This window comes from Massilicoli timonensis, assembly GCF_900199515.1.
GTDB lineage: Bacteria > Bacillota_I > Bacilli_A > Erysipelotrichales > Erysipelotrichaceae > Massilicoli > Massilicoli timonensis.
Genome location: NZ_LT963434.1, coordinates 341,189 through 366,912 on the forward strand (window position 1 = coordinate 341,189; position 25,724 = coordinate 366,912).

Annotated in this window: 28 protein-coding genes; all 28 read right to left on the reverse strand. The window is 46.5% G+C overall.

Annotated elements, in window-relative coordinates; genetic code table 11:
* Nucleotides 1–38 precede the first annotated feature (38 nt).
* A complete protein-coding gene (gene rseP, locus C1712_RS03665) occupies nt 39–1,094 on the reverse strand; it encodes an RIP metalloprotease RseP (protein ID WP_102266890.1) in 1,056 nt (351 codons plus the stop codon).
* On the reverse strand, nt 1,091–2,248 hold the full coding sequence (locus tag C1712_RS03670; RefSeq protein WP_102266892.1) for a 1-deoxy-D-xylulose-5-phosphate reductoisomerase: 1,158 nt from the start codon (nt 2,246–2,248) through the stop codon (nt 1,091–1,093). Before C1712_RS03670 ends, rseP begins: the two co-directional genes overlap by 4 nt.
* Nucleotides 2,245–3,033, reverse strand: coding sequence for a phosphatidate cytidylyltransferase (locus C1712_RS03675; RefSeq protein ID WP_245858052.1), 789 nt, complete (start codon nt 3,031–3,033; stop codon nt 2,245–2,247). The genes C1712_RS03670 and C1712_RS03675 overlap by 4 nt, the downstream gene beginning before the upstream one ends.
* Entirely contained in the window at nt 3,026–3,739 is a 714-nt protein-coding gene (locus C1712_RS03680; RefSeq protein ID WP_102266894.1) for an undecaprenyl pyrophosphate synthase, read from the reverse strand. Before C1712_RS03680 ends, C1712_RS03675 begins: the two co-directional genes overlap by 8 nt.
* Before the next feature lie 175 nt (nt 3,740–3,914).
* Nucleotides 3,915–4,460, reverse strand: coding sequence for a ribosome recycling factor (gene frr, locus C1712_RS03685; protein ID WP_102266896.1), 546 nt, complete (start codon nt 4,458–4,460; stop codon nt 3,915–3,917).
* A gap of 11 nt (nt 4,461–4,471) precedes the next feature.
* Nucleotides 4,472–5,179 (reverse strand): UMP kinase, encoded by a 708-nt coding sequence (pyrH, locus tag C1712_RS03690; RefSeq protein WP_102266898.1) that lies wholly within the window; start codon nt 5,177–5,179, stop codon nt 4,472–4,474.
* A 138-nt stretch (nt 5,180–5,317) separates the two neighbouring features.
* A complete protein-coding gene (gene tsf, locus C1712_RS03695) occupies nt 5,318–6,205 on the reverse strand; it encodes a translation elongation factor Ts (RefSeq protein WP_102266900.1) in 888 nt (295 codons plus the stop codon).
* A 16-nt stretch (nt 6,206–6,221) separates the two neighbouring features.
* A complete protein-coding gene (gene rpsB, locus C1712_RS03700) occupies nt 6,222–7,166 on the reverse strand; it encodes a 30S ribosomal protein S2 (RefSeq protein ID WP_102266902.1) in 945 nt (314 codons plus the stop codon).
* A gap of 270 nt (nt 7,167–7,436) precedes the next feature.
* Complete coding sequence (locus C1712_RS03705; RefSeq protein WP_102266904.1) at nt 7,437–9,011, reverse strand: HAD-IIB family hydrolase; 1,575 nt, start codon at nt 9,009–9,011, stop codon at nt 7,437–7,439.
* 168 nt (nt 9,012–9,179) lie between these two features.
* On the reverse strand, nt 9,180–10,100 hold the full coding sequence (gene xerC, locus C1712_RS03710) for a tyrosine recombinase XerC (protein ID WP_102266906.1): 921 nt from the start codon (nt 10,098–10,100) through the stop codon (nt 9,180–9,182).
* Nucleotides 10,081–11,382, reverse strand: coding sequence for a methylenetetrahydrofolate--tRNA-(uracil(54)-C(5))-methyltransferase (FADH(2)-oxidizing) TrmFO (gene trmFO, locus C1712_RS03715; RefSeq protein WP_102266908.1), 1,302 nt, complete (start codon nt 11,380–11,382; stop codon nt 10,081–10,083). The genes xerC and trmFO overlap by 20 nt, the downstream gene beginning before the upstream one ends.
* Entirely contained in the window at nt 11,369–13,510 is a 2,142-nt protein-coding gene (topA, locus tag C1712_RS03720; protein WP_102266910.1) for a type I DNA topoisomerase, read from the reverse strand. Before topA ends, trmFO begins: the two co-directional genes overlap by 14 nt.
* A 70-nt stretch (nt 13,511–13,580) precedes the next feature.
* Entirely contained in the window at nt 13,581–14,309 is a 729-nt protein-coding gene (gene dprA, locus C1712_RS03725; RefSeq protein ID WP_102266912.1) for a DNA-processing protein DprA, read from the reverse strand.
* Nucleotides 14,310–14,353: 44 nt separating this feature from the next.
* Nucleotides 14,354–14,983, reverse strand: coding sequence for a ribonuclease HII (locus C1712_RS03730; protein WP_102266914.1), 630 nt, complete (start codon nt 14,981–14,983; stop codon nt 14,354–14,356).
* A complete protein-coding gene (gene ylqF / locus C1712_RS03735; RefSeq protein ID WP_102266916.1) occupies nt 14,961–15,851 on the reverse strand; it encodes a ribosome biogenesis GTPase YlqF in 891 nt (296 codons plus the stop codon). Before ylqF ends, C1712_RS03730 begins: the two co-directional genes overlap by 23 nt.
* A 245-nt stretch (nt 15,852–16,096) precedes the next feature.
* Entirely contained in the window at nt 16,097–16,666 is a 570-nt protein-coding gene (gene lepB / locus C1712_RS03740; RefSeq protein ID WP_102266918.1) for a signal peptidase I, read from the reverse strand.
* A gap of 56 nt (nt 16,667–16,722) precedes the next feature.
* Nucleotides 16,723–17,376 (reverse strand): signal peptidase I, encoded by a 654-nt coding sequence (gene lepB, locus C1712_RS03745; RefSeq protein WP_102266920.1) that lies wholly within the window; start codon nt 17,374–17,376, stop codon nt 16,723–16,725.
* A gap of 43 nt (nt 17,377–17,419) precedes the next feature.
* A complete protein-coding gene (gene rplS, locus C1712_RS03750; RefSeq protein ID WP_102266922.1) occupies nt 17,420–17,770 on the reverse strand; it encodes a 50S ribosomal protein L19 in 351 nt (116 codons plus the stop codon).
* A 205-nt stretch (nt 17,771–17,975) separates the two neighbouring features.
* Nucleotides 17,976–18,704 (reverse strand): tRNA (guanosine(37)-N1)-methyltransferase TrmD, encoded by a 729-nt coding sequence (trmD, locus tag C1712_RS03755; protein WP_102266924.1) that lies wholly within the window; start codon nt 18,702–18,704, stop codon nt 17,976–17,978.
* A complete protein-coding gene (gene rimM, locus C1712_RS03760; protein WP_102266926.1) occupies nt 18,701–19,201 on the reverse strand; it encodes a ribosome maturation factor RimM in 501 nt (166 codons plus the stop codon). Before rimM ends, trmD begins: the two co-directional genes overlap by 4 nt.
* Nucleotides 19,202–19,245: 44 nt before the next feature.
* Nucleotides 19,246–19,491 carry a KH domain-containing protein gene (locus tag C1712_RS03765; RefSeq protein ID WP_102266928.1) on the reverse strand — a complete coding sequence of 82 codons (246 nt, stop codon included), beginning with the start codon at nt 19,489–19,491 and terminating at the stop codon, nt 19,246–19,248.
* Between the two features lie 6 nt (nt 19,492–19,497).
* Nucleotides 19,498–19,770 carry a 30S ribosomal protein S16 gene (gene rpsP, locus C1712_RS03770; protein WP_102266930.1) on the reverse strand — a complete coding sequence of 91 codons (273 nt, stop codon included), beginning with the start codon at nt 19,768–19,770 and terminating at the stop codon, nt 19,498–19,500.
* Nucleotides 19,771–19,929: 159 nt separating this feature from the next.
* Nucleotides 19,930–21,315 (reverse strand): signal recognition particle protein, encoded by a 1,386-nt coding sequence (ffh, locus tag C1712_RS03775; RefSeq protein WP_102266932.1) that lies wholly within the window; start codon nt 21,313–21,315, stop codon nt 19,930–19,932.
* An 86-nt stretch (nt 21,316–21,401) separates the two neighbouring features.
* On the reverse strand, nt 21,402–22,208 hold the full coding sequence (locus C1712_RS03780; RefSeq protein WP_102266934.1) for a PfkB family carbohydrate kinase: 807 nt from the start codon (nt 22,206–22,208) through the stop codon (nt 21,402–21,404).
* Nucleotides 22,205–22,999: a putative RNA methyltransferase gene (locus tag C1712_RS03785; RefSeq protein WP_102266936.1), complete on the reverse strand. Its 795-nt coding sequence runs from the start codon at nt 22,997–22,999 to the stop codon at nt 22,205–22,207. The genes C1712_RS03780 and C1712_RS03785 overlap by 4 nt, the downstream gene beginning before the upstream one ends.
* A 132-nt stretch (nt 23,000–23,131) precedes the next feature.
* Nucleotides 23,132–23,323, reverse strand: a complete 192-nt coding sequence (locus C1712_RS03790) for a hypothetical protein (protein ID WP_102266938.1) — start codon at nt 23,321–23,323, stop codon at nt 23,132–23,134.
* Between the two features lie 75 nt (nt 23,324–23,398).
* Nucleotides 23,399–24,610 carry a tRNA uracil 4-sulfurtransferase ThiI gene (gene thiI, locus C1712_RS03795; RefSeq protein ID WP_102266940.1) on the reverse strand — a complete coding sequence of 404 codons (1,212 nt, stop codon included), beginning with the start codon at nt 24,608–24,610 and terminating at the stop codon, nt 23,399–23,401.
* Entirely contained in the window at nt 24,594–25,721 is a 1,128-nt protein-coding gene (locus C1712_RS03800) for a cysteine desulfurase family protein (RefSeq protein ID WP_102266942.1), read from the reverse strand. Before C1712_RS03800 ends, thiI begins: the two co-directional genes overlap by 17 nt.
* Between the last annotated feature and the right edge of the window lie 3 nt (nt 25,722–25,724).

The window sequence follows — 25,724 nt, forward strand, 5'->3', positions numbered from 1 at the left end:
ATTTCCGCACATAAAAAAAGAATCAACCGATCCTTTTTCTATACAAATACTTTTAGAATATCATTCCAAGTGGCAAATGCGACAATGCCAAGCAAGACGAAAATGCTTGCCATCATGAGTCCCGTCTCAAACTTTTCACTCATTTTTCGTCCGGCGATCTTTTCACAAAGCGCTAAAACGATGCGCCCGCCGTCCAATACCGGCAGCGGCAATAAATTAAAGATCCCGATATTGAGGGAAAGTAAGCCAAGCAGCGCCAATAGCGACAATAACCCGCTTTGCGCGCTCTGTGCCGTTACCTGAAAAATACCGACCGGTCCGCTTAATGTTTCCAAGCCAACGCCTTTTACGATATTGGACAATGCGGTAAAGATCGCAGAGGTGGAATCCACCAGCTTTTCCCCACCATAATAAAACGCCTCAAATGCATTGATCTTTTGAATATTCTGCACCGCTCCAAGGCCCATATAATACATCTGCTTATCCTTTAGATAAGTCGGGGTCATCGTCAAAGTGATCTCTTTGTCATTGCGCGCGACCAAAAAAGTCGTTTTGCCATGATGGTATTGCATCTGTTCCGTTATTTCATCAAAAGTTTCCGGAACGAAAGTTTCACCGTTTGACAGCTTCATTTCTAAAATATGATCGCCTACTTCAAAACCGGCTTTATCCGCTGCAGAACCATCCTCCACTTGCGCGATGATCGGATCCGCCGGTAAAGCGATCGCTCCCTGATACATCGTAATTCCGACAAATACTGCATAAGCCAAGATCACGTTCATGATCGCACCGGCCGCCATTACGATGACCTGCTTCCATACCTGAATGCCCTTGATCGTACGTTCAGCCGGGATATTTTCCACATCTACGCCTTCTTCACCTGCCATCTGCACATAACCGCCGATCGGCAAAGCGCGGATCGAAAATGTCGTTTCTTTGCCTTTTCGCTGATAGATCGCCGGTCCCATACCGATGGAAAATTCCGTGCAGTAGACGCCGAATTTTTTAGCGGTGACAAAATGTCCGAATTCATGCACGATGACGATAATGCTCAAAACGATGATAAAAGAAAGTACTGCTATGATCGCATTCATACGTTTGCTCCTTTCTTGTACGCACGAACGATCGCGCGCGCCAAAGCATCGCTTTGCTCTAACTGCGCAAGCGTCGGCGAAGCGATATAAGGCACTTCATCAACTGCCTTCTTTACCGCTGCTTCGATCTCTAAAAAAGTAATCTCATGATTAAGAAAAAGCCGTACGGCTTCTTCATCGGCACCGTTTAATACCGCGCCCATGTTTCCTTTTCGTTTTCCCACCTCATAAGCAAGCGCCAGCAGCGGAAAACGCTTAAAATCCATTTCCCGAAACGTCAGTTCCTTTAATGCCGCAAGATCCAAACGATTGTCCTGTTTCATCGTTTCACGATGCGGATACGTTAGTGCATACTGAATCGGAATACGCATATCTGCCGTTCCCAGCTGTGCCATAATGGCATGATCGCGATACTCCACAAAAGAGTGGACAATGCTTTGCGGATGAATGATCGTATCGATTTTTTCATAAGGCAGATCAAAAAGATAATGTGCTTCGATCACTTCAAAGCCTTTGTTCATCATCGTAGCTGAATCTATTGTGATGCGGCCGCCCATTTTCCAGTTTGGGTGCGCCAGCGCTTCCTCCACGCTGACATTTTGTAACTGCTCCCGCGTTCGATCACGAAAACTGCCGCCGCTTGCCGTAATGATCAAGCGTTCCACTTCACTTGTCTGATTGCCCTGCAGGCACTGAAAGATCGCACTGTGCTCAGAATCGATCGGATACAGGATACCTTTGGACGCACGCAAGGCTTCCTTTACCAGTTCGCCTCCTGCCACCAGCGATTCTTTATTCGCCAAAGCCAGATGTTTATTCGCTTTGATTGCCGCCAGGGTTGGCTTTAGCCCACGAAACCCCACCAAGGCATTGACGACGATATCCGCCTGCGCAAGCGTTGCCAAATGACAAAGACCTTCGTTTCCATAATAGAAATTGACATCGGGATAGCGCAGCGCCAAGTCCATCGCATCACTTTCTTTCGCAACGGCAACTTCTTTGATCGGCCAGCGCTTCAATAATTCATGAAGCCTCTCTATATTATGACCGACGCTGTATGCGACGATCGTAAACTGATCACGGTGCTGCTCGATCACATCGACCGTCTGCATGCCGATCGAACCGCTGACACCTAATATCACGACCCGTTTCATACGCCCATCACCACCAATAACGCATAAAAGACCACAAAATTAAAGACGAGCGAATCAATGCGATCCAATACGCCGCCATGTCCCGGCAGCAGTGAAGAAAAGTCTTTGATGCCATAGGAGCGCTTGATTGCCGAAAAAGCCAGATCACCGATCTGTGCGCTGAATGGCAAGATCATCGAAGCAAGCAAACGCGCCCACAGCGGAAAACCGCCTAAATCCACACAGCATGCGAACAGAAAGGCGCCGATGCAAGCCACAAGCCACCCGCCGATCGCTCCCTCCAGCGTTTTTTTCGGAGAAATGCGCGGACACAGCTTATGCTTGCCAAACAAGGAGCCGCAGAAGAAAGCTGCCGTATCACACAGATAGGTCGCAATCGCCATAAACCAAAAATACAGCGGATCTTTGGCATATAGTTTCAAAAAGCTCATTCCGAATAAATAAAAGATACATAAATAAACACTGAGCAAAAATACATCACGCCCATCGACCGCTTTCGAAATGACCGGCATGCTCATCGCAAGCAGCACCATGACGCCGAGCAAAGGAAAGGCCAGTTTCTCTGATACGCCAAACAATAATGCCCAGACAAATAAAATTTCCATGGGAATGAGCCATTTCGGCCACTTCCTGACATTTTCAGACAAGCCCAGCAGTTCATATCCGCCGCTTAAAACGATAAACGCCGCTAATAAATCTAACCAGATCCCGCCTAAGACTAAAGGGGGAATCACTATGGCGATAATCGCAAACGAAGTAATCACTCTTACCTTTATACTACTCATCCTGCAATCCTCCAAATCTGCGGTTACGCTTTCTAAATTCCGCAAGCGCCTCATCCAAACACGCTTCATCAAACTGCGGCCAGGAAACCGGCGTAAAGATCAATTCCGCATAAGCTAACTGCCACAGTAAAAAATTACTGATCCTGTATTCTCCGCTGGTACGGATCAATAAATCCAGTTCCGGCAGATCATTGGTCATCAGATAACGAGCAAAGTCGCTTTCCTCTAAAGGAAGCATCGTTTTGGCTTCCAGCACTTCCTTCGCATACTGTTTCACACCTAATAAGATTTCCCGTCTTGACCCGTAATTGACAGCCAGACACAGTTTTAATCCTGTATTGTGCTTGGTTTTTTCCACCGCTGATAAAATGACGTTCTGGGTATCGGCAGGAAATCGCTCGACTTCTCCCAAATAGCGCACCTGTATATTATTCTCAATCAATTCCTTCAAATACCGCTCAAAGAAAAAGCGCGGCAATTTACATAAATAATCAACTTCCTGTTCAGGCCGTTTCCAGTTTTCGGTGGAAAACGCATAAAGGGTCAAAGCTTCAATGCCTCGTTCATTGCATGCGATCGCAATTTTACGAATATTCTCTGCTCCCTGCTTATGTCCGGCAGTCCGCGGCAATCCCTTGCTTTTCGCCCATCTGCCATTACCATCCATTATGATTGCAAGATGTCTTGGCATCTTCGCCTGTTCCATACCATCACTCCTAAAAATAACATCTTAAGTATAATTCAATTTACGTCCGATGGCAACTGTTTATCACTGTGCGCCAGTTATTTCACACGCATTTGCGGATGTTTTTACATAAAAAACTTTCTTTTCCCATTTGCCTTGCTTCAAGAGAAAAGACCGCATCAGCGATCTTTATTTCCTAGATAGATAAGATTTCCTTGGCTTTTGCTTCTACGACCTCATCGATCTTCTTGATGTAGCGATCCGTTAATTTCTGTACCTCTTCCTGTCCCTGTTTCGCTTCATCTTCCGTAAACTCTTTATTTTTCTTGATCGCATCGTTGGCGTCGCGTCTTGCCATACGAATCGCCACTTTTGCTTCTTCACCGAATTTATGCGCATCCTTCGCAAATTCTTTACGGCGTTCTTCGGTCAATGGCGGAATATTGATGCGGATCACATCACCGTCGTTTTGCGGCGCCACTCCCAGATCACACATGGAAATCGCGCGTTCCATTTCTTTCAGAACACTTTTGTCGTATGGTTTTACCACTAACTGGCGTCCTTCTACTACGGAAATGCCCGCCAACTGGTTCAATGGCATTTCACTGCCATAATAGGATACGCTGACCCGATCCAAAATCGCCGGATTGGCACGACCGGTACGAATGGTCTTCAGTGCGCCTTCTAAGGAAGCAACTGCCTTTTCCATCTTTTCTTCTGCACTCAATAAAATCATTTCCATATCTTATTCTCCTATTCTTTTGAAATAACAGTGCCTGCGATCTCACCGCGCACTGCCTTTAATATATTACCGCGTTCATTCATGTTAAATACGACCAAGTCAATATCATTATCCATACACATCGAAGTAGCAGTCGTATCCATGACCGTCAGTCCCTGCTGAATCAGATCCATATACGTCAAACGATCATATTTGGTGGCATTGGGATTGGTGCGAGGATCATCATTATAGACACCATCTACACCGTTTTTCGCCATTAAGATCACATCAGCACGGATTTCACTGGCACGCAGCGCCGCCGTCGTATCAGTAGAAAAATAAGGATTGCCGGTACCGGCACCGAAGATCACGATCCGTCCCTTTTCCAAATGACGCAATGCCCGCCTTACGATAAAAGGCTCCGCCACTTTCTGCATTTCCACTGCGGTCTGCACCCGGGTCGGCACACCTTCCTGCTCTAATGCGCTTTGTACCGCCAGTGCATTGATGACCGTCGCCAACATGCCCATATAATCAGCCTGCACCCGTTCAATACCGATCTGCTCTGCCATCTTCCCGCGAATGAAATTACCGCCGCCGACCACAATCGCGATCTCAATGCCAAGTGCGGCACATTCCTTCAGTTCCGCCGCTAAATTACGCAGCACCTTCGGATCAAATGGATTCCCCGGCGAAGACAGCGCTTCACCGCTTAATTTCAATAGCACACGTTTATACATATTGTTCTCCTTTGTTTTCTCTACTAGACATTATAACAGATTTTAGATGATACCAAAACTATTACTTCTCACTTTTTGCGCAATTCCCTAAAAAAAAGAGTACATGGATCCAGCGGTACTCTTTTTTCATTTTTTCGACTATTTGCCGAATGCCTGGCTCATTACTTCTTCGATAAAGTTATCTTCTTTCTTTTCGATTCCTTCTCCTACGGCAAAGCGTACAAATGAAACAACGCTTGCTTTGTTCTCTTTTACATACTGAGACACTTTCAGATCCGGATTCTTAAAGAATTCCTGGTCATTCAAACAGTAATCCTTGAACGTCTTGGTGATCTTACCGTTTAAGATGTTTTCCAGCACTTTTTCCGGTTTGCCGGCCATTTTCGGATCATTTTTCATGATTTCCATCTGCACTTCGCGTTCATGATCCATATCTGCCTGCGGTACATCGCTTTGAGAAATGTATTTCGGTGCCATGGAAGCGATCTGCATCGCAACGTCTTTGGCAACCTCTTCATTGCCGCCTTTTAATACGGATAATGCGGAGATCTTACCGCCCATGTGCATATAAGCGCCAAATACTTCATCATCGGCTTTTGTTACCGTTTCAATACGACGCAGCGTGATCTTCTCACCGATCGTCGCCGTTGCATCAGTAATCAGCGACTCTACGCTCGCACCGTTTACCGATACTTGCAGCGCTTCTTCCAAAGTAGCCGGTTTTGCCTGTAAGAACGCATTTTTCAGTGTTTCCAGCAGATCTAAGAACTGGTCGTTCTTCGCTACGAAGTCCGTTTCCGAGTTCACTTCGAAGATCACTGCGGTATTGCCTTCCACCGCTACGCGGCTCAAGCCTTCCGCTGCGATTCTGCCCGCTTTCTTCGCTGCCTTGGCAATCCCTTTTTCACGCAGCCAGTCTACCGCTTTTTCAAGATCGCCATCTGTTTCGGTCAATGCTTTTTTGCAGTCCATCATGCCTGCACCGGTTTTTTCACGTAATTCTTTTACTAAGCTTGCAGTAATCATCGTTATTTCCTCCTGATTATTCAGCAGTTTCTGCCGTTTCTTTTACTTCTTCGGCTGTTTCCGTCGCTTCGCTCTTCACCGCTTCAGCGTTGTTTTCTCGTTTCGTAAACGGCGCTTTCGGACGGCGGTTCTTGTCATAAGGACGACGGTTGCGGCGTTCTTCATTGCGCTGACGACGACGTCTTTCATTTTCCGCAATCTGTTCTTCCACATTGATGATAACGTCTTTCATCGTTACATCTGCTTCATTTTCATCGATGTCGTGCGCAACGCTCAGCAAGCCGCCTTTTGCCTCAACGATGGCATCCGCCATCAGCGTGATGATCAGTTTTACCGAACGTAACGCATCATCGTTAGATGCGATCGGATAATCTACTACTTCCGGATCACAGTTTGTATCTACCATCGCAAATACCGGAATACCCAATTTCTTCGCTTCCGCTACCGCGTTGTGTTCTTCTTTTGGATCTACGACAAATACCGCATCCGGCAGTTTCTTCATTTCTTTGATACCGCCTAAGAAGTTTTCCAAGCGTGCTTTCTGCTTGCGGATCTGTGCGATTTCTTTCTTCGGATAAATTTCCAGCGTACCGTTTGCTTCCATCTCTTCGATTTCGATCAGACGGCGCACCCGTTTCTGGATCGTGCGGTAGTTCGTAAGCAGACCGCCCAGCCATCTTTGATTTACATAGAAAGATCCGGAACGCAGCGCTTCTTCCACGACAACGCCCTGTGCCTGTTTTTTCGTACCGACAAACAATACTTTTCCGCCGTTTTCTGCGATCGTCTTCATCGCGTTGTACGCTACTTCGATCTGTTCCTGTGTCTTTTCCAGGTTAATGATGTAAACACCATTTCTTGAAGCATAAATGTTCGGTTTCATCTTCGGATTCCAGCGACGTGTCTGGTGTCCGAAATGAACACCTGCTTCTAATAATTTCTTCATTGAAACAACTGTCATTTTATAATTTCCTCCATTTCCGTTGTACCTCCACCACTTCTGACATCAGCAACCTCAAATAATTTGAAGCACGGGCCGATGAATCCATGGTGTGTGAAGTGTGCTTTTGCACCGTATAAGATAATATCACAAAAAAACGGCAATTACAATGATAAAATCAGATGTTTTGGGCTTTTTTGATGGATTTGTCGCTGTGGGAGCGATGTGTTTGATCCTGTTTTGTCAAGACTTCAAAAAACATAGGAAACTTCTTTGAAAACAAGAGTTCGCTTATAAATGCAGCTGAAAGTCGCCGAAATCATAGATGCCGCTGCCTTGTACGCAAACACCTCTCGCTTTTAACTGTTCGAAAGCAGCGTCGATCTTTCCAATCACATCCGGGGATATACGCAATGTATTATGACCGGGACGAATGGTCTTGACATCGAATGCAGCAAGTTTTTTGATCGATGAAGCAAACGCATGCGGATCCGTTGTCGGATAAAACATATCCAGCTTTCCAAGATAGATCAGATCGCCGCTGTAAAGCGTTTGGCGCGTCGCCTCATAATAACAGACATGTCCCGGCGAATGACCCGGTGTATGGATGACCTGAATACGGCGATTGCCTAAATCGATGATTTCACCATCTTGCAACAAATGATCTGCTTCTCCCTGATAGATCGCATAGTTTTCTAAATGAAACGCGGCGGGATAATCACATGGTTCTTTAGTCAGCTGCTCTTTGATCGCTTCTGATGAAAGTGGATAATGCTTGAGCCACGACGCTTCGTCATGATAGAGCAGTCGTTCATCAAAGTCGCCGTAAGCACCCATATGATCCCAGTGCGCATGGGTCAAAGTAACGACGATCGGCACATCGCAAAGCTTAGAAACTACCTGCGATAATTCGCCGACCCCAAGTCCGCAGTCGATGAGCAGCGCCCGTTTTTCTCCAACCAGCAGATAACTGTGTGGATTTTCATAATGCTTCGGTTCACTGATACACCACGTATTTTTCTCTAACTGCCGCACCGTAAACCAGTCCTTCTGCCGCTGCATATGCACCATGATCCATTTCGCCACCCCATCTTCCTCATTGCTGAGGATGACCTCATCTGCCTGCTTTTTTACCGCCTCCAAGGCATTGCCCATGGCACAGGCATAATCACTTGCCGCAAACAAAGAAAGATCATTTAGACTGTCGCCAAAGCAAATGACTTCGGTAATCCCCATCAGCTTGCGGCATGCCTTGATCGCTTCCCCTTTCCCCGCTTGGGCGCTCATCACCTCCAGCCACATCGCATCGCTGTAATGATCCTTTTGATAAACGACATGGAAACGTGGATCCGCTTTTAAGCGCTCATATAGATCTGCCAGTCTATCATCGCCGATCATCGTCACATAAAACAGTGAACCGCTGAAAAGATCTTGCGAAGATGCAACCGGATGATCGCGCACATCGCCTTTTCGCGTATCGAGAAATGACCTAGTTGCGTCATTGATAAGAGCGGGATGATAAGAATAGAACTCTTGGTCGCCATGGCAGGCATAACAAATCGGTTCTATCCGATACTGCGTCAATAGTCTTTTCAGATCCGCACAAGCATCTTCACTGAAAAAATGTTCGATCACTCGCTTCCCGCTTCGGCAGTCGATCACAAAAGCGCCGTTATACACGATCGCAAACGTACATGACAAACCGGCGGTAACTTTTTGTGCCGTATGATAAGAGCGCGCCGTCGCATAGGCAAACACACCACCATTTTCTTGCAAAGCATGCAGCAGAGCCTTGGTATCATCTGACAGCGTTTCATCATTATGTAAAAGCGTACCGTCTAGATCCGATACATACAGTGTCCTCATTGATAGCCGCCTCCCTTTCTCATCGCCTCATACGAATATTCCTTTTTTTCTTATTATAGCACAGTAAGCTTGTGCGGCACATGCCATAAAAAACCTGCTGATCGAATTTCATCTTTCAACAGGACCCAATCATTCCTGTTTTCGAAAGATAGCTATTCTAAAGCAGGTTTATTGCTTCGCGCGCGGATGGGCGCTTTCATAAGTGGATTGTAAACGTCCGGCAGATACGTGGACATAAATTTGTGTCGTGGAAAGCGAGCTGTGCCCGAGCAATTCCTGAACGACGCGCAAATCAGCGCCATTGTCTAAAAGATGTGTCGCAAAGCTGTGGCGAAACATATGCGGATGCAAATGCATATTCATGCCGATCTTGCGTGCATGCGCATCCATGAGATATTGTACGCCGCGGCTGGTCAATGGTTTGCCACGCTGATTGATAAAGACGATCTCATGCGTATCGGCGCCCATCCACTTCACCCGCACCTCATGCAGATAGCGAAGCAGTTTTGTCTTTGCCAGATCATAAAACGGAACGATGCGCTGCTTGTCGCCTTTACCGGTTATCCGTACCAGCTGATGATCGAAATCGATCGCATCGAGCCGCAAAGAGATCACTTCGCTGACCCGCAAACCGCATGCGTACATGAGTTCAAACATGGCACGATTGCGAATATCCGCATCCTTTTGTTCATCAAAGCTGTCTAAAAACAATTCCATTTCATCTAAAAACAGAAATTCAGGGATCCGTTTTGCTTTCTTAGGCGCTTTCAGATAAAGAAACGGATTGACGGAAACTTCGCCATATTCATTCAAATAGCGATAAAAAGAACGAAGTGCGGAAAGATGGCGGGCAATGGTCGTCGCTTTGATTTCTTTTCCAGTTTCGGGACGATCTCGCAAATAGGCAATATACTCCATGACCGTATTGCGGTCAGGTTCATGCAGATCGTGATAGCCCTCTTTTTCCAAAAAGCGGAAATAGGATGACAGATCTCGCCGATAAGCGTCAAGCGTGTGGGAAGAACCGGTATTGGCTTGGTAGCAGTGCTTTAAGAAGCGCTCCATCGCATCAGTTGCTTTCGCATTCATCCTTAAACTGCTCGATCACGGCAAGCGCCTGCATTGCATAGGCTTCCTTGCGCTCTTTCTTCTTCACTTCTTTTTCCAAACGCATGATCCCGAAATTCGCATTCATCGGCTGAAAATATTTCGGATGAGCAGAGGTGATATAATGCGCCATTGCTCCCATCATGCAGGTCGGCGGTAAAACAAAGGGTTCTTTCCCCTGTAAGATCTGCGCCATATTGATCGCCGCATAAAGACCGCTGGCGGCACTCTCCACATATCCTTCCACTCCGCACATCTGTCCGCAGAAGAATAGATCCTCACGTCCCTTGAACTGATAAGTCGGCTTCAATACAAGCGGCGAACAAATATATGTATTGCGATGCATGACCCCGTATCGAACGATATTGCACTGTTCCAGCCCGGGGATCATCCGCAGCACTTCCCGCTGGGCAGGCCAAGTAAGATGGGTTTGAAAACCAACGATATTATATAAGGAGGCAGCCGCATCATCCTGGCGCAGCTGTACCACCGCATAAGGACGGGTGCCATCCGGTTTTTCCAAACCGACCGGCTTCATCGGACCAAATAACAGCGTCTTCTTCCCTCGCCGTGCCATTTCTTCAAAAGGCATACAGCCCTCAAAATACTTTTCATCTTCAAAATGCTTGAGCGACACCACCTCCGCATGAATGAGCTTATCATAGAATGCGTGAAATTCTTCTTCATTCATCGGACAGTTGATATAGCTCGCTTCGCCTTTGTCATAGCGGGATTTATAATAGGCTTTGGTAAAATCGATGCTGTCTTTTTCAATGATCGGCGCCGCCGCATCATAGAAATAAAACGTATCCTCTTTCAACAATTCTTGAATAGATGAAGAAAGGGCATCGCTGGTAAGCGGTCCGCTCGCAATGATCGTCGGTCCTTCTAAGATCGTTTTGACTTCTTCATGAATGACGGTAATATTGGGATGATTGCGCAGGACATCGCTGACACTTTGCGAAAAGCTCACCCGATCTACGGCTAGTGCACTGCCCGCCGGCACCTGATGCGTATCCGCCATTTTCATGATCAGCGAATCCAATCGCCGCATTTCCTCTTTCAAAACACCGACCGCATTGCTTAAAGCGTTGGAGCGCAGGCTGTTGGAACAAACCAATTCCGCAAAGTGTTCGCTTTTATGTGCGGGCGTCATCTTGACCGGACGCATTTCATATAAATTGACATGGATCCCGCGTTTGGCTAACTGCCAAGCCGCTTCGCTGCCAGCTAAGCCGGCACCGATCACATTAACGCTTTGCATCCTGCTTCCCTGCCTTTCTCGATCTTCCTGTTTTCACTTTTTCATCTTTTTTGATGTAACGGCATTTCGGGTAGTTGCTACAGCCGATAAATTTTGTGCCATAGCGGGAGGTGCGTTCTACCAAAGCGCTGCCGCACTCCGGACACATTTCACCGATCGGCTTCGGCGCGGCTTTGCTTTTGGTGCTTTTGATCGTCTTACATTCCGGATAGTTGCTGCAAGCCAAAAAGCTGCCGTAACGCCCCTTTTTCATTACCATCGGTGCACCGCAGTTCGGACAGATCTCTTCGCTTTGCTCCTGTTCGCTTTTGGTATAGCGGCAGGTCGGAAAATTGATACAAGATACGAATTTACCATAACGCCCTTCGCGATAAACCAACTCGCCTCCGCACTCCGGACATAATTCTCCGGTACGCTCCAGCTCTTTCTTTTCCATCTGCTCATATGCACGATCTAAAAGCGGCATAAAGGCATCATAGAATTTTTGTAATACCGCCAATCGATCCACTTCCCCGCTGGCTATCTCATCCAGCTCGCTTTCCATATTGGCCGTATACATCACATTGATAATGGAACTGAAAAACTCCTGCAGCTTTGCATCGGTCAATTCGCCCTGCTCGGTCGGCACAAATACTTTTGTACGACTGCCCTCGCTGCTTTTTTCCAGCGTCGCATAGTTACGTGCCTGCAGCGTGTCGATGATCGAGGCATAAGTCGAAGGACGGCCGATCCCTTTTTCTTCCAGTTCTTTGATCAAGCGGGCTTCGGAATAACGCAAAGGCGGTTCGGTAAAATGCTGCTTGCCTTCCAGCTTCACCTGTTCCAGCACTTCCTGTTCGCAAAGCGGCGGCAGCACTTCATCTTTGATCTGCTCATATTCCCGATAGGTCTTCAGATAACCATCGAAAACGATCGTCGATCCACTGGCGTTGAAATCACAGCCGTTGTTGCTGATCGTTGCACTGATGACATTTACCTGTGCAGCCGCCATCAAGGAAGCAAGGGTGCGAAGATAGATCAGACGATACAGCTTATACTCGTCACTTGTCAAATATTGTTTGATCGTATCCGGATGCCGCGTAATATCGGTCGGACGGATCGCCTCATGCGCATCCTGTGCATTGCTGTTGTTTTTCTGACGCAGTCTGCCGACATAAGATTTGCCAAACGTATGCTCGATATAAGCAAAACTATCTTTCACAAAGCCTTCGCTCAAACGAGTCGAATCACTACGCATATAGGTGATCAAACCTTCGCTTGTTCCTCCCAAAGCAATTCCCTCGTACAGCTTCTGCGCGATCGTCATCGTCTTCTTGGCCCCAAATCCCAGCTTGGTGCTGGCCTCCTGCTGTAAAGTAGAAGTGATAAACGGCATTTTCGCTTCCTTTTTTCTGATCTTGCTTTCTAACGAAGCAACGACAAATGCCTCATGGCAGCGCTCGATAATAGCATTGCATGCGGCTTCATCAGGCAGTTTCGCCTTTTTACCATCCACTTTGGCTAAGGTTGCCGAAAAAGCTCCTTCCGCTTTCTGCACATTTGCATGCAGCGTCCAGTATTCTTCGCTTTTGAAGGCGCGGATCTCATTTTCCCGCTCCACGATCAAGCGCAGCGCCACCGACTGCACACGTCCTGCCGATTTTGAGCGGATCTTGCTTTGCAACAATTTAGAAAGCTTAAAACCGATGATACGATCGACCATGCGGCGCGCTTCCTGTGATTTTACCAGATCCTGATCGACTTTTCTTGGATGCCGCAACGCCTCTAAGATCGCCGGTTTCGTAATTTCATGAAATACGATGCGGTTGTCATCCTCCATGTCCAACCCCAACTCGCTGGCCAAATGCCAAGCAATCGCTTCTCCTTCGCGGTCCGGGTCGCTTGCCAGATAAACCTGATCTGCTTTCTTCGCATATTTCTTCAATTCTTTTACAACTTCTTTTTTATCGGGACTCACTTTATAATTCGGTGTAAATTCATGCTCGATATCAATTCCCAATCCGCCTTTTCCACTGGTCGCCAGATCGCGAATATGTCCTTTGCTGGACATTACCTGATAATCGCTCCCCAAATATTTTTCGATCGTCTTCGATTTAGACGGTGATTCTACGATTACTAATTTGCTCATGGCAGTTCCTCCTCACTTGCTCATGTACCATTCCTTATTATTATCATTTTTCTGACTTTGTCAAATGAATTTATAGTTTTTTCACTTCTTCCGGCGTGATCAGCGGTGTCGCTCCCTGCAAGATCAGCCAATTACAGCCGGCGCCTGCCTCAGATGCAAACGGATAAGGCACACAATAAACCGACATCCCCAGATCCAATGCCACATTGACCGTATGCATCGTACCGCTTTTCATTGTTGCCTGGGTAACGATCAAGCAATCGCTTAAAGCGGCGATGATGCGATTGCGCCTTGGAAAATGATGCGCCAGCGGCTTGGTAAAAGGCGGATATTCACTGATTACCAGCTGCTGTTTTTTCAAATGTGCATACAGATCACGATTTACCAACGGGTAACAATAAGCAGTCCCACAACCCAAGACCGCAATCGTATGCGTCGCATGAAGATGGGCAATGCGATCAATTCCCATCGCCATCCCGGATACGATCACATAACGCTCCTTTAATGCGGAAACGATCATTTCCGTACATTTCACGCCATAATCACATGCCTTCCTGCTGCCTACGATGGCAGCGGAACGCTCTTTCAGCAGGTGCGGATCACCGATATAGAATAAAACAAAAGGCGGATCCGTCAGCCGATGTAATTGACGTGGATAGGCATCATCCAAGATCGTAATCACATCACAGTCCACCTCACACTTCTCCCATCGTTCCTCCCGTTCGATCGCTTTTTGAATCTTCCCATATTCGCCTTGGTATTTCATCGCATAGGCAATCAACTGTTCTCTTAATGCCATTTACATCACCCTGGCATTCCTTTACGCAATCTGCTGCTAAAATCCTAATCATCAAAAGCAAGATCCATCTGCAGCTGATCCATTTTGGCAACCGGTCCATAGCTATGCCGGTAAAAGTCAAGTACACCGTATTGCCGAAGTGCTTCCAGATGCGCTTTGGTCGGATATCCTTTATGCTTCGCAAAGCCATATTGAGGATACTGCTCATCATAAGCATACATGATGCGATCTCTTGTTACTTTGGCTAAAATGCTGGCAGCGGCGATGCTGACACTTTGCTGATCACCTTTCACGATTGCCAAAACATCTTTTTCACAAGCCGGCAACGGCATCGCATCAGTCAATACCCCATCACAGGCAAGTATCTCTGTAATGTGCTGCATCGCATCCTGTGTCGCCCGATAAATATTCTTGCGATCGATCGTTTCCGGATCGACGATTTCGATATGATAGGCAAGCGCATCGTGCAAGATCACTTCATAAAGCGCCTCCCGTTTCTTCTCACTTACTTTTTTAGAATCATAGATCGCTTCATGATGATAACCGACCGGAAAAATGACCCCGGCTACCACAAGCGGTCCTGCAATCGGTCCTCGTCCCGCTTCATCAATGCCGACGATGCGCCTTTTTCCATTTCCCCACCATGTCTTCTCATACTGATTCGCTGTTTCCATCGCTGCTCTCCCAACTGATCATGCCGATCTTTTCATCACGAATTTCCCGCATCAATGTTTCTACAGTGCGCTTTTCATCCATTTCCTCATTTTTCAATAAAAAGCCCCGCTGCTTTGCAATCACGATAAGCATCTGATACGGATCATCCAGTTCTTCACCGATTCCATAGCGTTCCTGCAAAAGATGTGGATAATGCTGCTTCAAATAGCGGAGCGCATAAACCGCTAATTCTTCCATCGGCAGTACATTGTCATTGATCGCTCCGGTAATGCCTAAGACAAAGCCGACCTGCGCATCTTCAAACTTCGGCCATAATACCCCCGGCGTATCTAACAATTCCAGCTCTTTTCCGACTTTTACCCATTGCAGCGCTTTGGTAACGCCCGGCCGATCTCCGGTCTGTGCAATCTTCTTGTTTGCCAGTCGATTGATCAAAGTAGACTTGCCGACATTGGGAATGCCTGCAACCATGACCCGAATCGCCCGCGGCTTGATCCCTCTGCGGATCTGTCGTTCGATCTTATCTTTCATCAATTCTTTGCATGCGGACACGATCGGTTTCATTAACGCATCCTGCTGTAAGTGAAATGCCAATACCCGGACATTTTCACTACTCAATTTTTGTACCCACTGCTTCGTAGCAGCAGGATCGGCCTTATCCGCTTTTGATAAGATCACCAGACGCGGCTTATTGCCGATCAGAGCGGAAAGAAGCGGATTGGCAGATGCATGGGGAACTCTGGCATCCCGCAGTTCAATTACCATATCCACGACCTTCAGCTTTTCCTCCATCGCCCGCTTGGCTTTTGTCATATGACCGGGAAACCAATTTATCACAGAAGATGTAAAACTTTTATCACTGCTCATTTATCAATCACTTCCTTTACTACAGCAATGTCTTGCATGACACTGTTTACAATTCTTTTATTACAATGAGAACCTGTTTTTTCATTGAACTGAATTTATACATTGTTCATAATTGATAATCACCATTTCTCCCTCTATTTTACAAGCATGCATCGTTTTTTCTTTCTTTACTTTCTTCTAACAATAAATCAAACAATAAAAGTCCTACTGCTCAACCAAATGGCGCCATAGGACTTTATCTGTCTTTAACTGCCGTTCATGACCAGATGAAAACGTGAGAACGGATACAGCACGTACACATCCTTACTGACGATTTCACTTTCCTTGTAAGGCCCGGTTGCCCGCGAATCCAAAGAATTGACGCGATTATCCCCGACGACAAAATATTCATCATCGCCCAATACGACCGGCGCCACATCCGCAGTAAAATACGGCTGTTCCTTCGTTGCCTCTTTCATATAGGCTTCATCCAAAAACGGCTCTTCCACATACTGATCATCGATATACAGTTTTCCTTCGCGATATTCCACTCGTTCATTAGGCAAGCCGATCACGCGCTTTACGATCAGGTTGCCGGTCGTGTGATCCTTTACCACAACGACATCAAAGCGCTGAATACCGCCGCTCAACATCGAAAATACATTTGACAAGCCGATATCATCATCCTGCAAGGTCGGATACATAGAATCGCCTTTTACATGCACCGGTTTCAGTACAAGGGTCTTCAATAAAAAAGCCACGATCAGACAAACGATGATCAAACGCATATAAGAAAGCACTTCTAACAGCAGATCTTCTTTTTTCATCTTGCGCATGCTCGTTCACTCCCTTGCTTCTTTCTGATTTCATTATACATGATTTTGATATAAAATTACTCCATAGATTTCATTTTGTCAAACGGAAATAAAATGAAACCGCTTGCGGAACGAATGTCCTCCAATGTAAACATCTCATCCACCATACGAGAATCAAAAGAAGCGCTGCGGTTATCACCCATCAAAAAGTATTCATCTTCACCAAGTGCAACTTCTTCAAAATCATCGGTAAAATAACCTTGCGCAGCTCTTATGCGTGCCACATAGTCCGCATCCAGATATGGTTCATCCAGCGCTTTTCCATCAATATAGATCGTATCGTCTTTGCAGGAAATCGTTTCATTCGGCAAACCGATCACCCGTTTGACCCAGTATTCATCATCCGGCGCATATTTGACTACGACGATATCACCGCGCTCCACTTCCAAAAAACGCCGTTTGAATACATAAGACAATCCAAACTCACCGTCCTCCAGCGTCGGATACATACTGTTGCCATCCACCTGAATCGGCAAAATAATAAAATGGCTGCATAGAAAAGCAAGGGCGAGCGCGCAGATGATGATCTTCCCCCAGCCGATCACTTCGTTATAGAAACGCTTTGAAGATACATCACGCAGTGCTGTTTTTGGTGCTGTTTTTGGTTCTGTTTTTGAATCAGTGATCGCATCCTGTTTCCGTGCATTTATTTCCTGATCTTTTCTTTCCATGTTCTTCCCTCCATAAGATAAAAAGCCGGAATATCCCGGCTTCTTATTTGCGAATTTCTTTGATACGCGCTGCTTTCCCCGAACGGTTGCGCAGATAGAACAGTTTGTTTCTTCTTACCTTACCGTGGCGGATCACTTCGATCTTATCGATGATCGGTGAATGAATCGGGAAAGTACGTTCTACACCGATCTGATTGGAAATCTTACGCACGATGATGGATTCATTGATTCCACCGCCCTGTTTTACGATGACCAAGCCTTCGAATACCTGAATACGGGACTTATCCCCTTCCTTGATCTTTACATGTACCTTTACTGTGTCGCCCGGACGGATTGCAGGTACGTCTTGCTTCAACTGTGATTTTGTTATTTCATTTACTAAGTTCAAATTCATAATGACGTTCTCCTTTTCTTCTAGTCTATACGCTTTCGGCTCTTAACCGCGTAGGCCAGCGGAACCTGCGTGCCAATAGGCTTTTATATGTTAGCACTTCTGTCTTGCAATGTCAATCCTTTTATTCGATTTCTTCCTGAAACCATGCTTTTTTCAAACTGTTATCACAAAGTCTTTATTCTCGATCGCCACAAGAAACTTCGTCTTATTCATCAATCTCATCCGTTTTGATCTTCCTAAGCAGCATCTCCTCTTCATCGTTGCACACACGTCCCTCTAACAGATCGGGGCGTTTTAGATAGGTGCGCTTCAAAGACTGATACAATCGCCATTTGCGGATATTTTCATGATGACCCGACAATAACACTTCAGGAACGCGCTTGCCGTCAAATTCGATCGGTCTGGTATATTGCGGATACTCCAACAACCCGTTTTCAAAGGAATCATCTTCATGAGAATCTTGACGGATGACATCATCCAGCAATCTGATCACCGCATCGGCAATGACCAAGGCCGCGCCTTCTCCACCGGTCAGCACAAAGTCGCCGAGGGAAATTTCTTCATCGACATAATCACGGATCCGCTCATCAAATCCCTCATAATGACCGCAGATCAAAACCAGATGTTCTAATGATGCAAAACGATGCGCGATCGGCTGTTGAAAGGTTTGTCCCTGTGGAGAAAGCAGCACCACATGACTGTGATCGCCCTTGATCGCACGCAGCGCGTCTACGATCGGCTGCGGAGAAAGCACCATGCCCTGTCCGCCGCCACATGGCGTATCATCGACCTTGCGATGCTTATCCAGCGTATAATCGCGAAAATTGACACATTCGATCTCTACCAGTTCTTGTTCCAGTGCCCGTTTGATGATCGAGGTGGTTTGAAAAGAATCAAAGAATTCCGGGAACAATGTCAGGATCGTAATCTTCATGACAGTCCCTCCATCCGTTTCAAATACAGCTTGCGTGATGGAATATCGATTTTCGGAAAAAAGACTTTTACAAAAGGCACCAGCAGTTCTTCCTCCTCAAAGCGGATACGCAATACGACCTGTGCGCCGGTTTCGATCAGTTCTTTGACTTCCCCGACTGCGCCCGCTTCATCATAGACCTTGCATTCCTTGAGCTGCCAGTAGTACGCTTCATCTTCCGATAACGGTGCAACATCCTCTTCTTTGATATAAAGGAGCGCTTTTTTCCATCCCTCTACCAGATTGATATCCGCATATCCCGCAAAGGAAACAAGCAGACGCCCTTTATGACGGCGCATGGAAGCAACTTGTAGCGGCACATATTCCCGATTGGTTCTTATATACAGCTTCGCGCCTTTCTTAAAGCGTTCCTCGCCGAATGCCGTTAATTCTTTGATCGACAATTCTCCCTTTAAGCCATGGGTTGCGCAGATCACACCTACTTTGATATATTGCATGTCTTTCCCTCATTTCTCGGTTAAAAAAGAGTGCTGCTGCACTCTTAGTACGATTCAAACTTGATCGTGATTCGTTTATCTTCTTTACGGGATGCAACGGACATCATTTGACGCAGTGCATTTGCCATGATTCCCTTGCGCCCGATCAGTCTGGCAACATCTTCACTATTTGCATAAATATAAAGCAAAACTTCCCGTTCGTCCAGCGTCGGCATCAGCTTCACCGACACACTTTGCTTATCGTCTACGATCGGCGTTACTAAATCCAAAACGATTTTTTCGTAATTCATACCTAATTACTTCGCTGTTTTTTCTTCATGGAATCTCTTCATGATTCCCTCTTTAGAAAGAATGCTGCGAACCGTATCCGTCGGCTGTGCGCCGTTTCTCAGCCATTTCATTGCCAGTTCCGCATCGATATGCACTTCTGCCGGATTTTTGGTCGGGTTATAGTTTCCCACTGTTTCAATGATACGGCCATCGCGAGGAGAACGAGAATCCGCCGCCACTACACGATAATAAGGCTTCCCTTTCGAGCCCATTCTTTTTAATCTTAATTTTACTGCCATCTATTTTACCTCCTGATTTCAATATTAGTACCATACGTACAGCGCTCATTATAACACAAACTTCTATCGTGTCAAGTATTTTTACTTAACACTTTTTCTTTTTATAAAGATGAGATGAAAGCGATCATCTGCGAAAAAAGAACAGACTTTCATCTGCTCTTAAAATCCACGTCTGCCCCGGCCGAATCCTTTGAACTTACTGCCGCCTTTGAGCGCGCCCATATTCGGCATTTTACCGCCTTTGGCCATTGCCGATACCTGCTTCATCATCTGCTTCATCTTTTCATATTTATTTAACATCTGATTGACTTCTACGACTTTAACACCGGCTCCCTTGGCAATACGGTTCTTACGCGATGCTCTTAAAATGCTCGGATCACGGCGTTCTTCCAGCGTCATGCTCAAAATGATCGCTTCCATATGCTTCATCTCATTTTCGGTCTTTGCTTCATTCATCTGACTGGCGATCTGTCCCATGCCCGGAATCAGTTTCATCATGCCGCCTAAAGAACCCATGCGCTTGATCTGACGGAATTGTTCCAGCATATCTTCTAAAGTAAACTGTCCGCTCATCATGCGCTTGGCGCTTTTCTCACCGGCTTCCAGATCCATCTTTTCCTGGGCCTGTTCCACCAGTGTCATGATATCGCCCATGCCTAAAATACGATCGGCCATGCGCTGCGGATAGAAGATATCGAGATCATCGATTTTCTCTCCAAGACCGACAAATTTTACCGGTACCTGTGTGATCGCACGTACGGATAAGATGCCGCCGCCTCTGGCATCGCCATCCAGTTTCGTTAATACCAGACCGCTCACATCGAGCAGTTCATGAAAGCTCTGTGCGACGTTTACGATATCCTGACCGGTCATCGCATCCACCGTCAATAAGATCTCATCCGGATGGATCGCCGCTTTGATATCAGCTAATTCCTGCATCAGTTCATCATCGATATGCAAACGGCCCGCCGTATCAAACAGCACCGTATCATAGCCGTTTTCCAGTGCATATGCATAACCTTTTTGTGCGGTTTCCAGCGCTTTTGTTTCTACGCCGAGCGTAAAGACTTCTACGCCGATGGAATCTCCCAGCGTCTTTAACTGTTCGATGGCTGCCGGACGTACGACATCACATGCCACTAACAGCGGTTTACGGTTTTGTTTTTTTACCATGACATTGGCGATCTTAGCCGCCGCCGTCGTTTTACCGGTACCCTGCAAACCGACCATCATCACAGTGGTAATGCCATGCTCACGATAGCGGATCGCTTCTTCGCTTGTTCCTAGTAAAGCAACGATCTCATCATGTACGATCTTCACGACCATCTGCCCCGGATTCAAAGAATTCATGACCTCTGTACCCAGCGCCTTTACTTTAATGTTGCTGATAAAATCCTTTACGACATTGTAATTGACATCTGCTTCCAAAAGCGACATACGCACTTCTTTCAGCATATCGTTCATATTTTTTTCTGTCAGTTTCCCTCTGCCGGTAATATTCTTAAACGCCTGATTTAAGCGTCCTGTTAATGATTCAAACGGCATATTCTTCACCTTCCTACTCTTTCCTTTATGCAACTATTAAGATTATAACAAATTATCGCAGTACTGGAAACAATTTGTTTGGAAATTCACCCCTCATCGGGAAAGGGGGCTTTTTCATATAAAGGCAAACCCATGAGCGGGTCACGATGCTTTTTCAAAGCGTCCGCAAATAAGCCTTGCAGTGTGAAAACAGCGGAAGCAACGGCTTCCCCCATCCTTTTCCCTTCTATTAGTTCCCTGCAGAGCAGCGCGCTGAACACATCGCCGGCGCCGCAATAATCCTGTTCTTTTGGGATCTTGATCGTCTGTGCCTGTTTCTCATCACCGTATAAGATATAAAGATGGCTTTGATCCTCATCAAGCTGCACGCCGGTAATGACAACTTGTATTTGAAAACGCCCTGCCATTTTCTTTAACAATGTCTGCCATGCAAAAAGCTCCTTCGGGTTTTCTCCCATTAAGAAGCAGGCCTCGCTCATATTCGGGGTCATGACGTCAAAATAAGGAATGAGCTGCGAGAGCGCCTGCACATATGTTTCATCAAATCCGCGATAGTAAACACCGTGGTCGGCAAAGACCGGATCAATGACTTTTATGGCAGAAGCATGTAAGTGCAGATAAGGAAGCAGTGAGAAAATGACTTCTTTTTTTCCCAGCATCCCGATACAGATCCCATCAAATGAAACCGCCATCCTTTCATACTGTTTCAGCGCGGCAATCAACCACTGGGAAGCATCTGACACGGCGGTTTGTGGAAAAGCGAGATTGGCGGAAAAAAGGCCGCATGGCAAAACGGTCGCTTCAATGCCTGCCTGTGTAAATACCGGAAGCTGTGCCGTAATGCCGACATGCGAATGAGCGACCATGCTGTTGATGACCAATACTCGTTTCATTTTTTCACCTGCTTTCGATAACAGACGATATGAAAGGAAGCGCGCACCTGCAGCACGCTCTGCGCTTGTAAACGCGATCGGCTTTCTTTCGGTGATTTCCAATAGTAAGGCGTCATTTGAAACAGCGCCTGCAAATGCTGTGGATCATGGATCTCCATCGGATAAGTCAGCGTTTCTGCTTTTACAACATCAAATGATCGGCTATGAACAGTCGGCTCATGCAGCTGTACGCGCTCATATAAGATCTGTTTTAATTCATATAAATGATATGGTCCCGGCTGCACCTGAATGAGCAGACCATCTGCTTTCAGCACCCGCTGAAACTCCGCTTCATCAAAAGGGGCAAATACGCTGAGCAAGACATCGACGCTTTCATCCGCCAAAGGCAAATGCGCCAATGAAGCGATCGCATAATGCGTTTTCGCATCGTTTGCGGCAGCGAGCTTCAAAGCAGCCTTGGATAAATCAAATCCATACGCTTCCCTCGCATGCTGCGCACATACCTTGGTATAATAGCCTTCACCACATCCCGCGTCCACCAGTACCTGCGGTTTTCGGGAAGCGATCAAATTGCTTACATGATCGCGCAGCGGGGCATAAAAGCCTTCTTCCAAAAACAAGTGCCGGCTTTTGACCATATCCCGATCATCTCCACTGCTCTTTTTTCCATTGATCATTAAATTGACATAGCCTTGCCTTGCCAGATCAAAACTGTGCCCGTTTTCACATTTCATTTGTTTCTCTGTTCTTCTCAGCTCTGTTTGACAGATCGGACATAGCAGCATCTTCATCGCCTCCCTGCTCTTTGCCTATCTTATCATAGATTTCTTTGCATTGACAGAAAAAAAGCTTCTTCCGCCGGATAAAAGCAAATAATCTGCCCTTATGCGTCCAAAGCCTTTTCTCATAGCTGCTTCACTAGGTTACTGGTTCGGCTTATGATGATCGATCTGTCGCCGTTTTTCTTCATAGATCTTGCGATGCTTGATCTTATCCGCTTCCAGATCCGCCCCCAATTCAATGCCCATCTCATACTGAAACAGGTTTTCCTGAATCTGTTTTTCCTGATAGAGCGGATTATGTGTTTGCCGGTTTTGTCCATTTGTTTTTTTCATCTGTTTATCACCTCTGCTCTTAATATGAGCAGAAAGCATCTTCTTATACAAAAGAAAAGGCACAAAGGTGCCTCACTAAAATAAATCCGCTTCTTCCAGCTGTTTAGCCGGATAGATCTGTACGACTTTGGTGTTTTCGACACACGCATCGACCAGTTTTTCCCAATCGAAACGGCTTTCCAGCTTTTCACATTTAACGGCGGTCGGCTTCGTTACCGGATTTTTCGGCGTAAAGATCGTACAGCAGTCCTCAAAAGGCTGGATACTTGTTTCATAGGTATCGATCTGCTTTGCGATCTCAATGATCTCTAATTTATCCAGTGCCGCTACCGGACGGATCACCGGCATCGTTACCACGGAATTGATCACATTCATGCTCTCTAACGTCTGCGAAGCGACCTGCCCGATGCTTTCCCCATTGACGATTGCCAAAGCGTGCTGCTTTTGCGCAAGCTTAGCAGCGATACGATACATCATGCGCCGCATCAGCGTGATCGCATAGCTTTCATCACCGTGCTCATAAATCGCCAATTGCAGATCGGTAAATGGAACGATATGCAAGGTGATATGTCCCTGATAATGCGCAAGCAGTCTTGCCAGTTCTTCCACCTTTTCCTGTGCCCTTTGAGAGGTATAAGGCGGTGAAGCATAGTGAATGCACTCGATCGCAATGCCTCTTTTCATCGTCAGATAGGCTGCGACCGGTGAATCGATGCCGCCGCTGAGCATGACCATCGCTTTCCCACCGATCCCAACCGGATAGCCGCCTGCTCCAAGCATCACATCGGTCATGATGCAGGCAAAGCCTTGATGCACTTCGATCGTGATTTTCAGCTGTGGATTTTTGACATCGACCTTCCAGCGATCGGTTTTTAAGATATCGCCTGCCACGATGCGGTTGATCTCATCGGAAATATAAGAAAACTGCTTATCGCTGCGCCGCGCCGCTACTTTGAAGGTTTCCTTGTCGCTGGCATTGGCGATCTGCAGGCATGCGGCACGAATATCCTCAATCGTACTCGGCACCTTCATTGCCAACGAAAAGGAACGGATACCGAAAACATGGCGGATCCGCTCACATACCGCCTCATGATCACTTTCATGCAGATGGATATACAAACGATCATGTGTTTTCTCATATTCCAGCCGATCAAACTCCCACAGTGCATTGCGCATATTGTGCACGAGCCGATTGATAAAATCCTTGCGGTTTTTGCCTTTGGTCGTCAATTCTCCATAACGAACCAAGATATGGTCATAAACCGGTTTATTAAGTTCTGTATTCATGATAGATCTCCTTTATCACTTGCAAAAACTGTTCGATTTCCGCTATTGTCGTCAAATGCGACAGCGAGATGCGGATCGCATGGGTTGCACGCAGCTCGCCAAGTCCCATCGCCGCCAGCACATAAGAATGCGGCTTCCCTTTTGAGGCACAGGTGCTTTGCGCCGATACCGCAAAGCCGCGCGCATTGAGCGCATTCAACATGATCTCACTGCCGATCTGTTCACAGGATACATTTAAGATATAAACTGATCCGTTTTGCGGTGAGTTGATGACAAAGCCCTCCATATTTGAAAATGCCTCATAAAGCATCTCATGCAGCGTTTTCACATAGGCGAAATGCTCCCGCTGATGATCCAGCGCCAAACGAATCGTCTTGGCCCACATCGTATAAGCCGGTGCATTGCTGGTACCGCCGCGCAAATGCTGTTCCTGCTGCCCGGCGCTGATCAAAGCGATGATCGGCAGATGCTCACGTTTATAAAGCAGGCCGCACCCTTTTAATCCGTAAATCTTATGGGCGGACATCGTCGCCATATCGACATCCTGCAACGGCAACTCATATTTTCCCAATGCCTGCACACAATCACAATGAAACACCGCCTTCGTATGCGTATGAACGTAGGCAGCCAGTTCCTTGATCGGATTGATCGCACCGGTTTCATTGTTGATATACATGCAGGAAACCAGTATCGTATCTTCCCTTACCGCCGCTGCTAAATCACTTAACCGTACCACTCCATCCTCGCTGACCGGCAGATAAGTGATCGAAAATCCAAACACTTCTTCCAGCTGTTTCATCGTTTCCAGTACGCTGGAATGCTCCACCGCCGTCGTGATCAAATGTTTTCCTTTATGTGCATTGGCAAACGCATAGCCTTTGATCGCCATATTATTCGATTCACTGGCACACGAAGTAAAAAAGATCTCGGTTTCCTTTACACATAAAGAAGAAGCCACTTGCATGCGGCTTTGCTTCATTAACCGATCGGCTTTTCTGCCGATCTCATGCAGGGAATCGCTGTTCCCATAATACTGCTTCAAAACTTTGTAATAACCCTCTAACACTTCTTCATGCAGAGGCGTTGTTGCAGCATAATCCAGATAAATCATCTT

What these genes read in the sequence shown, in the direction of transcription:
- C1712_RS03780 (WP_102266934.1), bottom strand. Translation starts at nt 22,208, where the DNA reads ATGAAACGAGTATTGGTCATCAACAGCATGGTCGCTCATTCGCATGTC.
- ffh (WP_102266932.1), bottom strand. Translation starts at nt 21,315, where the DNA reads ATGCCGTTTGAATCATTAACAGGACGCTTAAATCAGGCGTTTAAGAAT.
- tsf (WP_102266900.1), bottom strand. Translation starts at nt 6,205, where the DNA reads ATGATTACTGCAAGCTTAGTAAAAGAATTACGTGAAAAAACCGGTGCA.
- pyrH (WP_102266898.1), bottom strand. Translation starts at nt 5,179, where the DNA reads ATGTATAAACGTGTGCTATTGAAATTAAGCGGTGAAGCGCTGTCTTCG.
- frr (WP_102266896.1), bottom strand. Translation starts at nt 4,460, where the DNA reads ATGGAAATGATTTTATTGAGTGCAGAAGAAAAGATGGAAAAGGCAGTT.
- C1712_RS03680 (WP_102266894.1), bottom strand. Translation starts at nt 3,739, where the DNA reads ATGGAACAGGCGAAGATGCCAAGACATCTTGCAATCATAATGGATGGT.
- lepB (WP_102266918.1), bottom strand. Translation starts at nt 16,666, where the DNA reads ATGCGCAAGATGAAAAAAGAAGATCTGCTGTTAGAAGTGCTTTCTTAT.
- thiI (WP_102266940.1), bottom strand. Translation starts at nt 24,610, where the DNA reads ATGAATACAGAACTTAATAAACCGGTTTATGACCATATCTTGGTTCGT.
- C1712_RS03730 (WP_102266914.1), bottom strand. Translation starts at nt 14,983, where the DNA reads ATGGAAACAGCGAATCAGTATGAGAAGACATGGTGGGGAAATGGAAAA.
- trmFO (WP_102266908.1), bottom strand. Translation starts at nt 11,382, where the DNA reads ATGCAAAGCGTTAATGTGATCGGTGCCGGCTTAGCTGGCAGCGAAGCG.
- rpsP (WP_102266930.1), bottom strand. Translation starts at nt 19,770, where the DNA reads ATGGCAGTAAAATTAAGATTAAAAAGAATGGGCTCGAAAGGGAAGCCT.
- rpsB (WP_102266902.1), bottom strand. Translation starts at nt 7,166, where the DNA reads ATGACAGTTGTTTCAATGAAGAAATTATTAGAAGCAGGTGTTCATTTC.
- rimM (WP_102266926.1), bottom strand. Translation starts at nt 19,201, where the DNA reads ATGCAATATATCAAAGTAGGTGTGATCTGCGCAACCCATGGCTTAAAG.
- trmD (WP_102266924.1), bottom strand. Translation starts at nt 18,704, where the DNA reads ATGAAGATTACGATCCTGACATTGTTCCCGGAATTCTTTGATTCTTTT.
- topA (WP_102266910.1), bottom strand. Translation starts at nt 13,510, where the DNA reads ATGAGCAAATTAGTAATCGTAGAATCACCGTCTAAATCGAAGACGATC.
- C1712_RS03800 (WP_102266942.1), bottom strand. Translation starts at nt 25,721, where the DNA reads ATGATTTATCTGGATTATGCTGCAACAACGCCTCTGCATGAAGAAGTG.
- rplS (WP_102266922.1), bottom strand. Translation starts at nt 17,770, where the DNA reads ATGAATTTGAACTTAGTAAATGAAATAACAAAATCACAGTTGAAGCAA.
- C1712_RS03790 (WP_102266938.1), bottom strand. Translation starts at nt 23,323, where the DNA reads ATGAAAAAAACAAATGGACAAAACCGGCAAACACATAATCCGCTCTAT.
- C1712_RS03705 (WP_102266904.1), bottom strand. Translation starts at nt 9,011, where the DNA reads ATGAGGACACTGTATGTATCGGATCTAGACGGTACGCTTTTACATAAT.
- rseP (WP_102266890.1), bottom strand. Translation starts at nt 1,094, where the DNA reads ATGAATGCGATCATAGCAGTACTTTCTTTTATCATCGTTTTGAGCATT.
- lepB (WP_102266920.1), bottom strand. Translation starts at nt 17,376, where the DNA reads ATGGAAAGAAAAGATCAGGAAATAAATGCACGGAAACAGGATGCGATC.
- C1712_RS03785 (WP_102266936.1), bottom strand. Translation starts at nt 22,999, where the DNA reads ATGAAGATGCTGCTATGTCCGATCTGTCAAACAGAGCTGAGAAGAACA.
- C1712_RS03670 (WP_102266892.1), bottom strand. Translation starts at nt 2,248, where the DNA reads ATGAAACGGGTCGTGATATTAGGTGTCAGCGGTTCGATCGGCATGCAG.
- dprA (WP_102266912.1), bottom strand. Translation starts at nt 14,309, where the DNA reads ATGGCATTAAGAGAACAGTTGATTGCCTATGCGATGAAATACCAAGGC.
- C1712_RS03765 (WP_102266928.1), bottom strand. Translation starts at nt 19,491, where the DNA reads ATGAATTACGAAAAAATCGTTTTGGATTTAGTAACGCCGATCGTAGAC.
- xerC (WP_102266906.1), bottom strand. Translation starts at nt 10,100, where the DNA reads ATGAATGCGAAAGCAACTGATGCGATGGAGCGCTTCTTAAAGCACTGC.
- ylqF (WP_102266916.1), bottom strand. Translation starts at nt 15,851, where the DNA reads ATGAGCAGTGATAAAAGTTTTACATCTTCTGTGATAAATTGGTTTCCC.
- C1712_RS03675 (WP_245858052.1), bottom strand. Translation starts at nt 3,033, where the DNA reads ATGAGTAGTATAAAGGTAAGAGTGATTACTTCGTTTGCGATTATCGCC.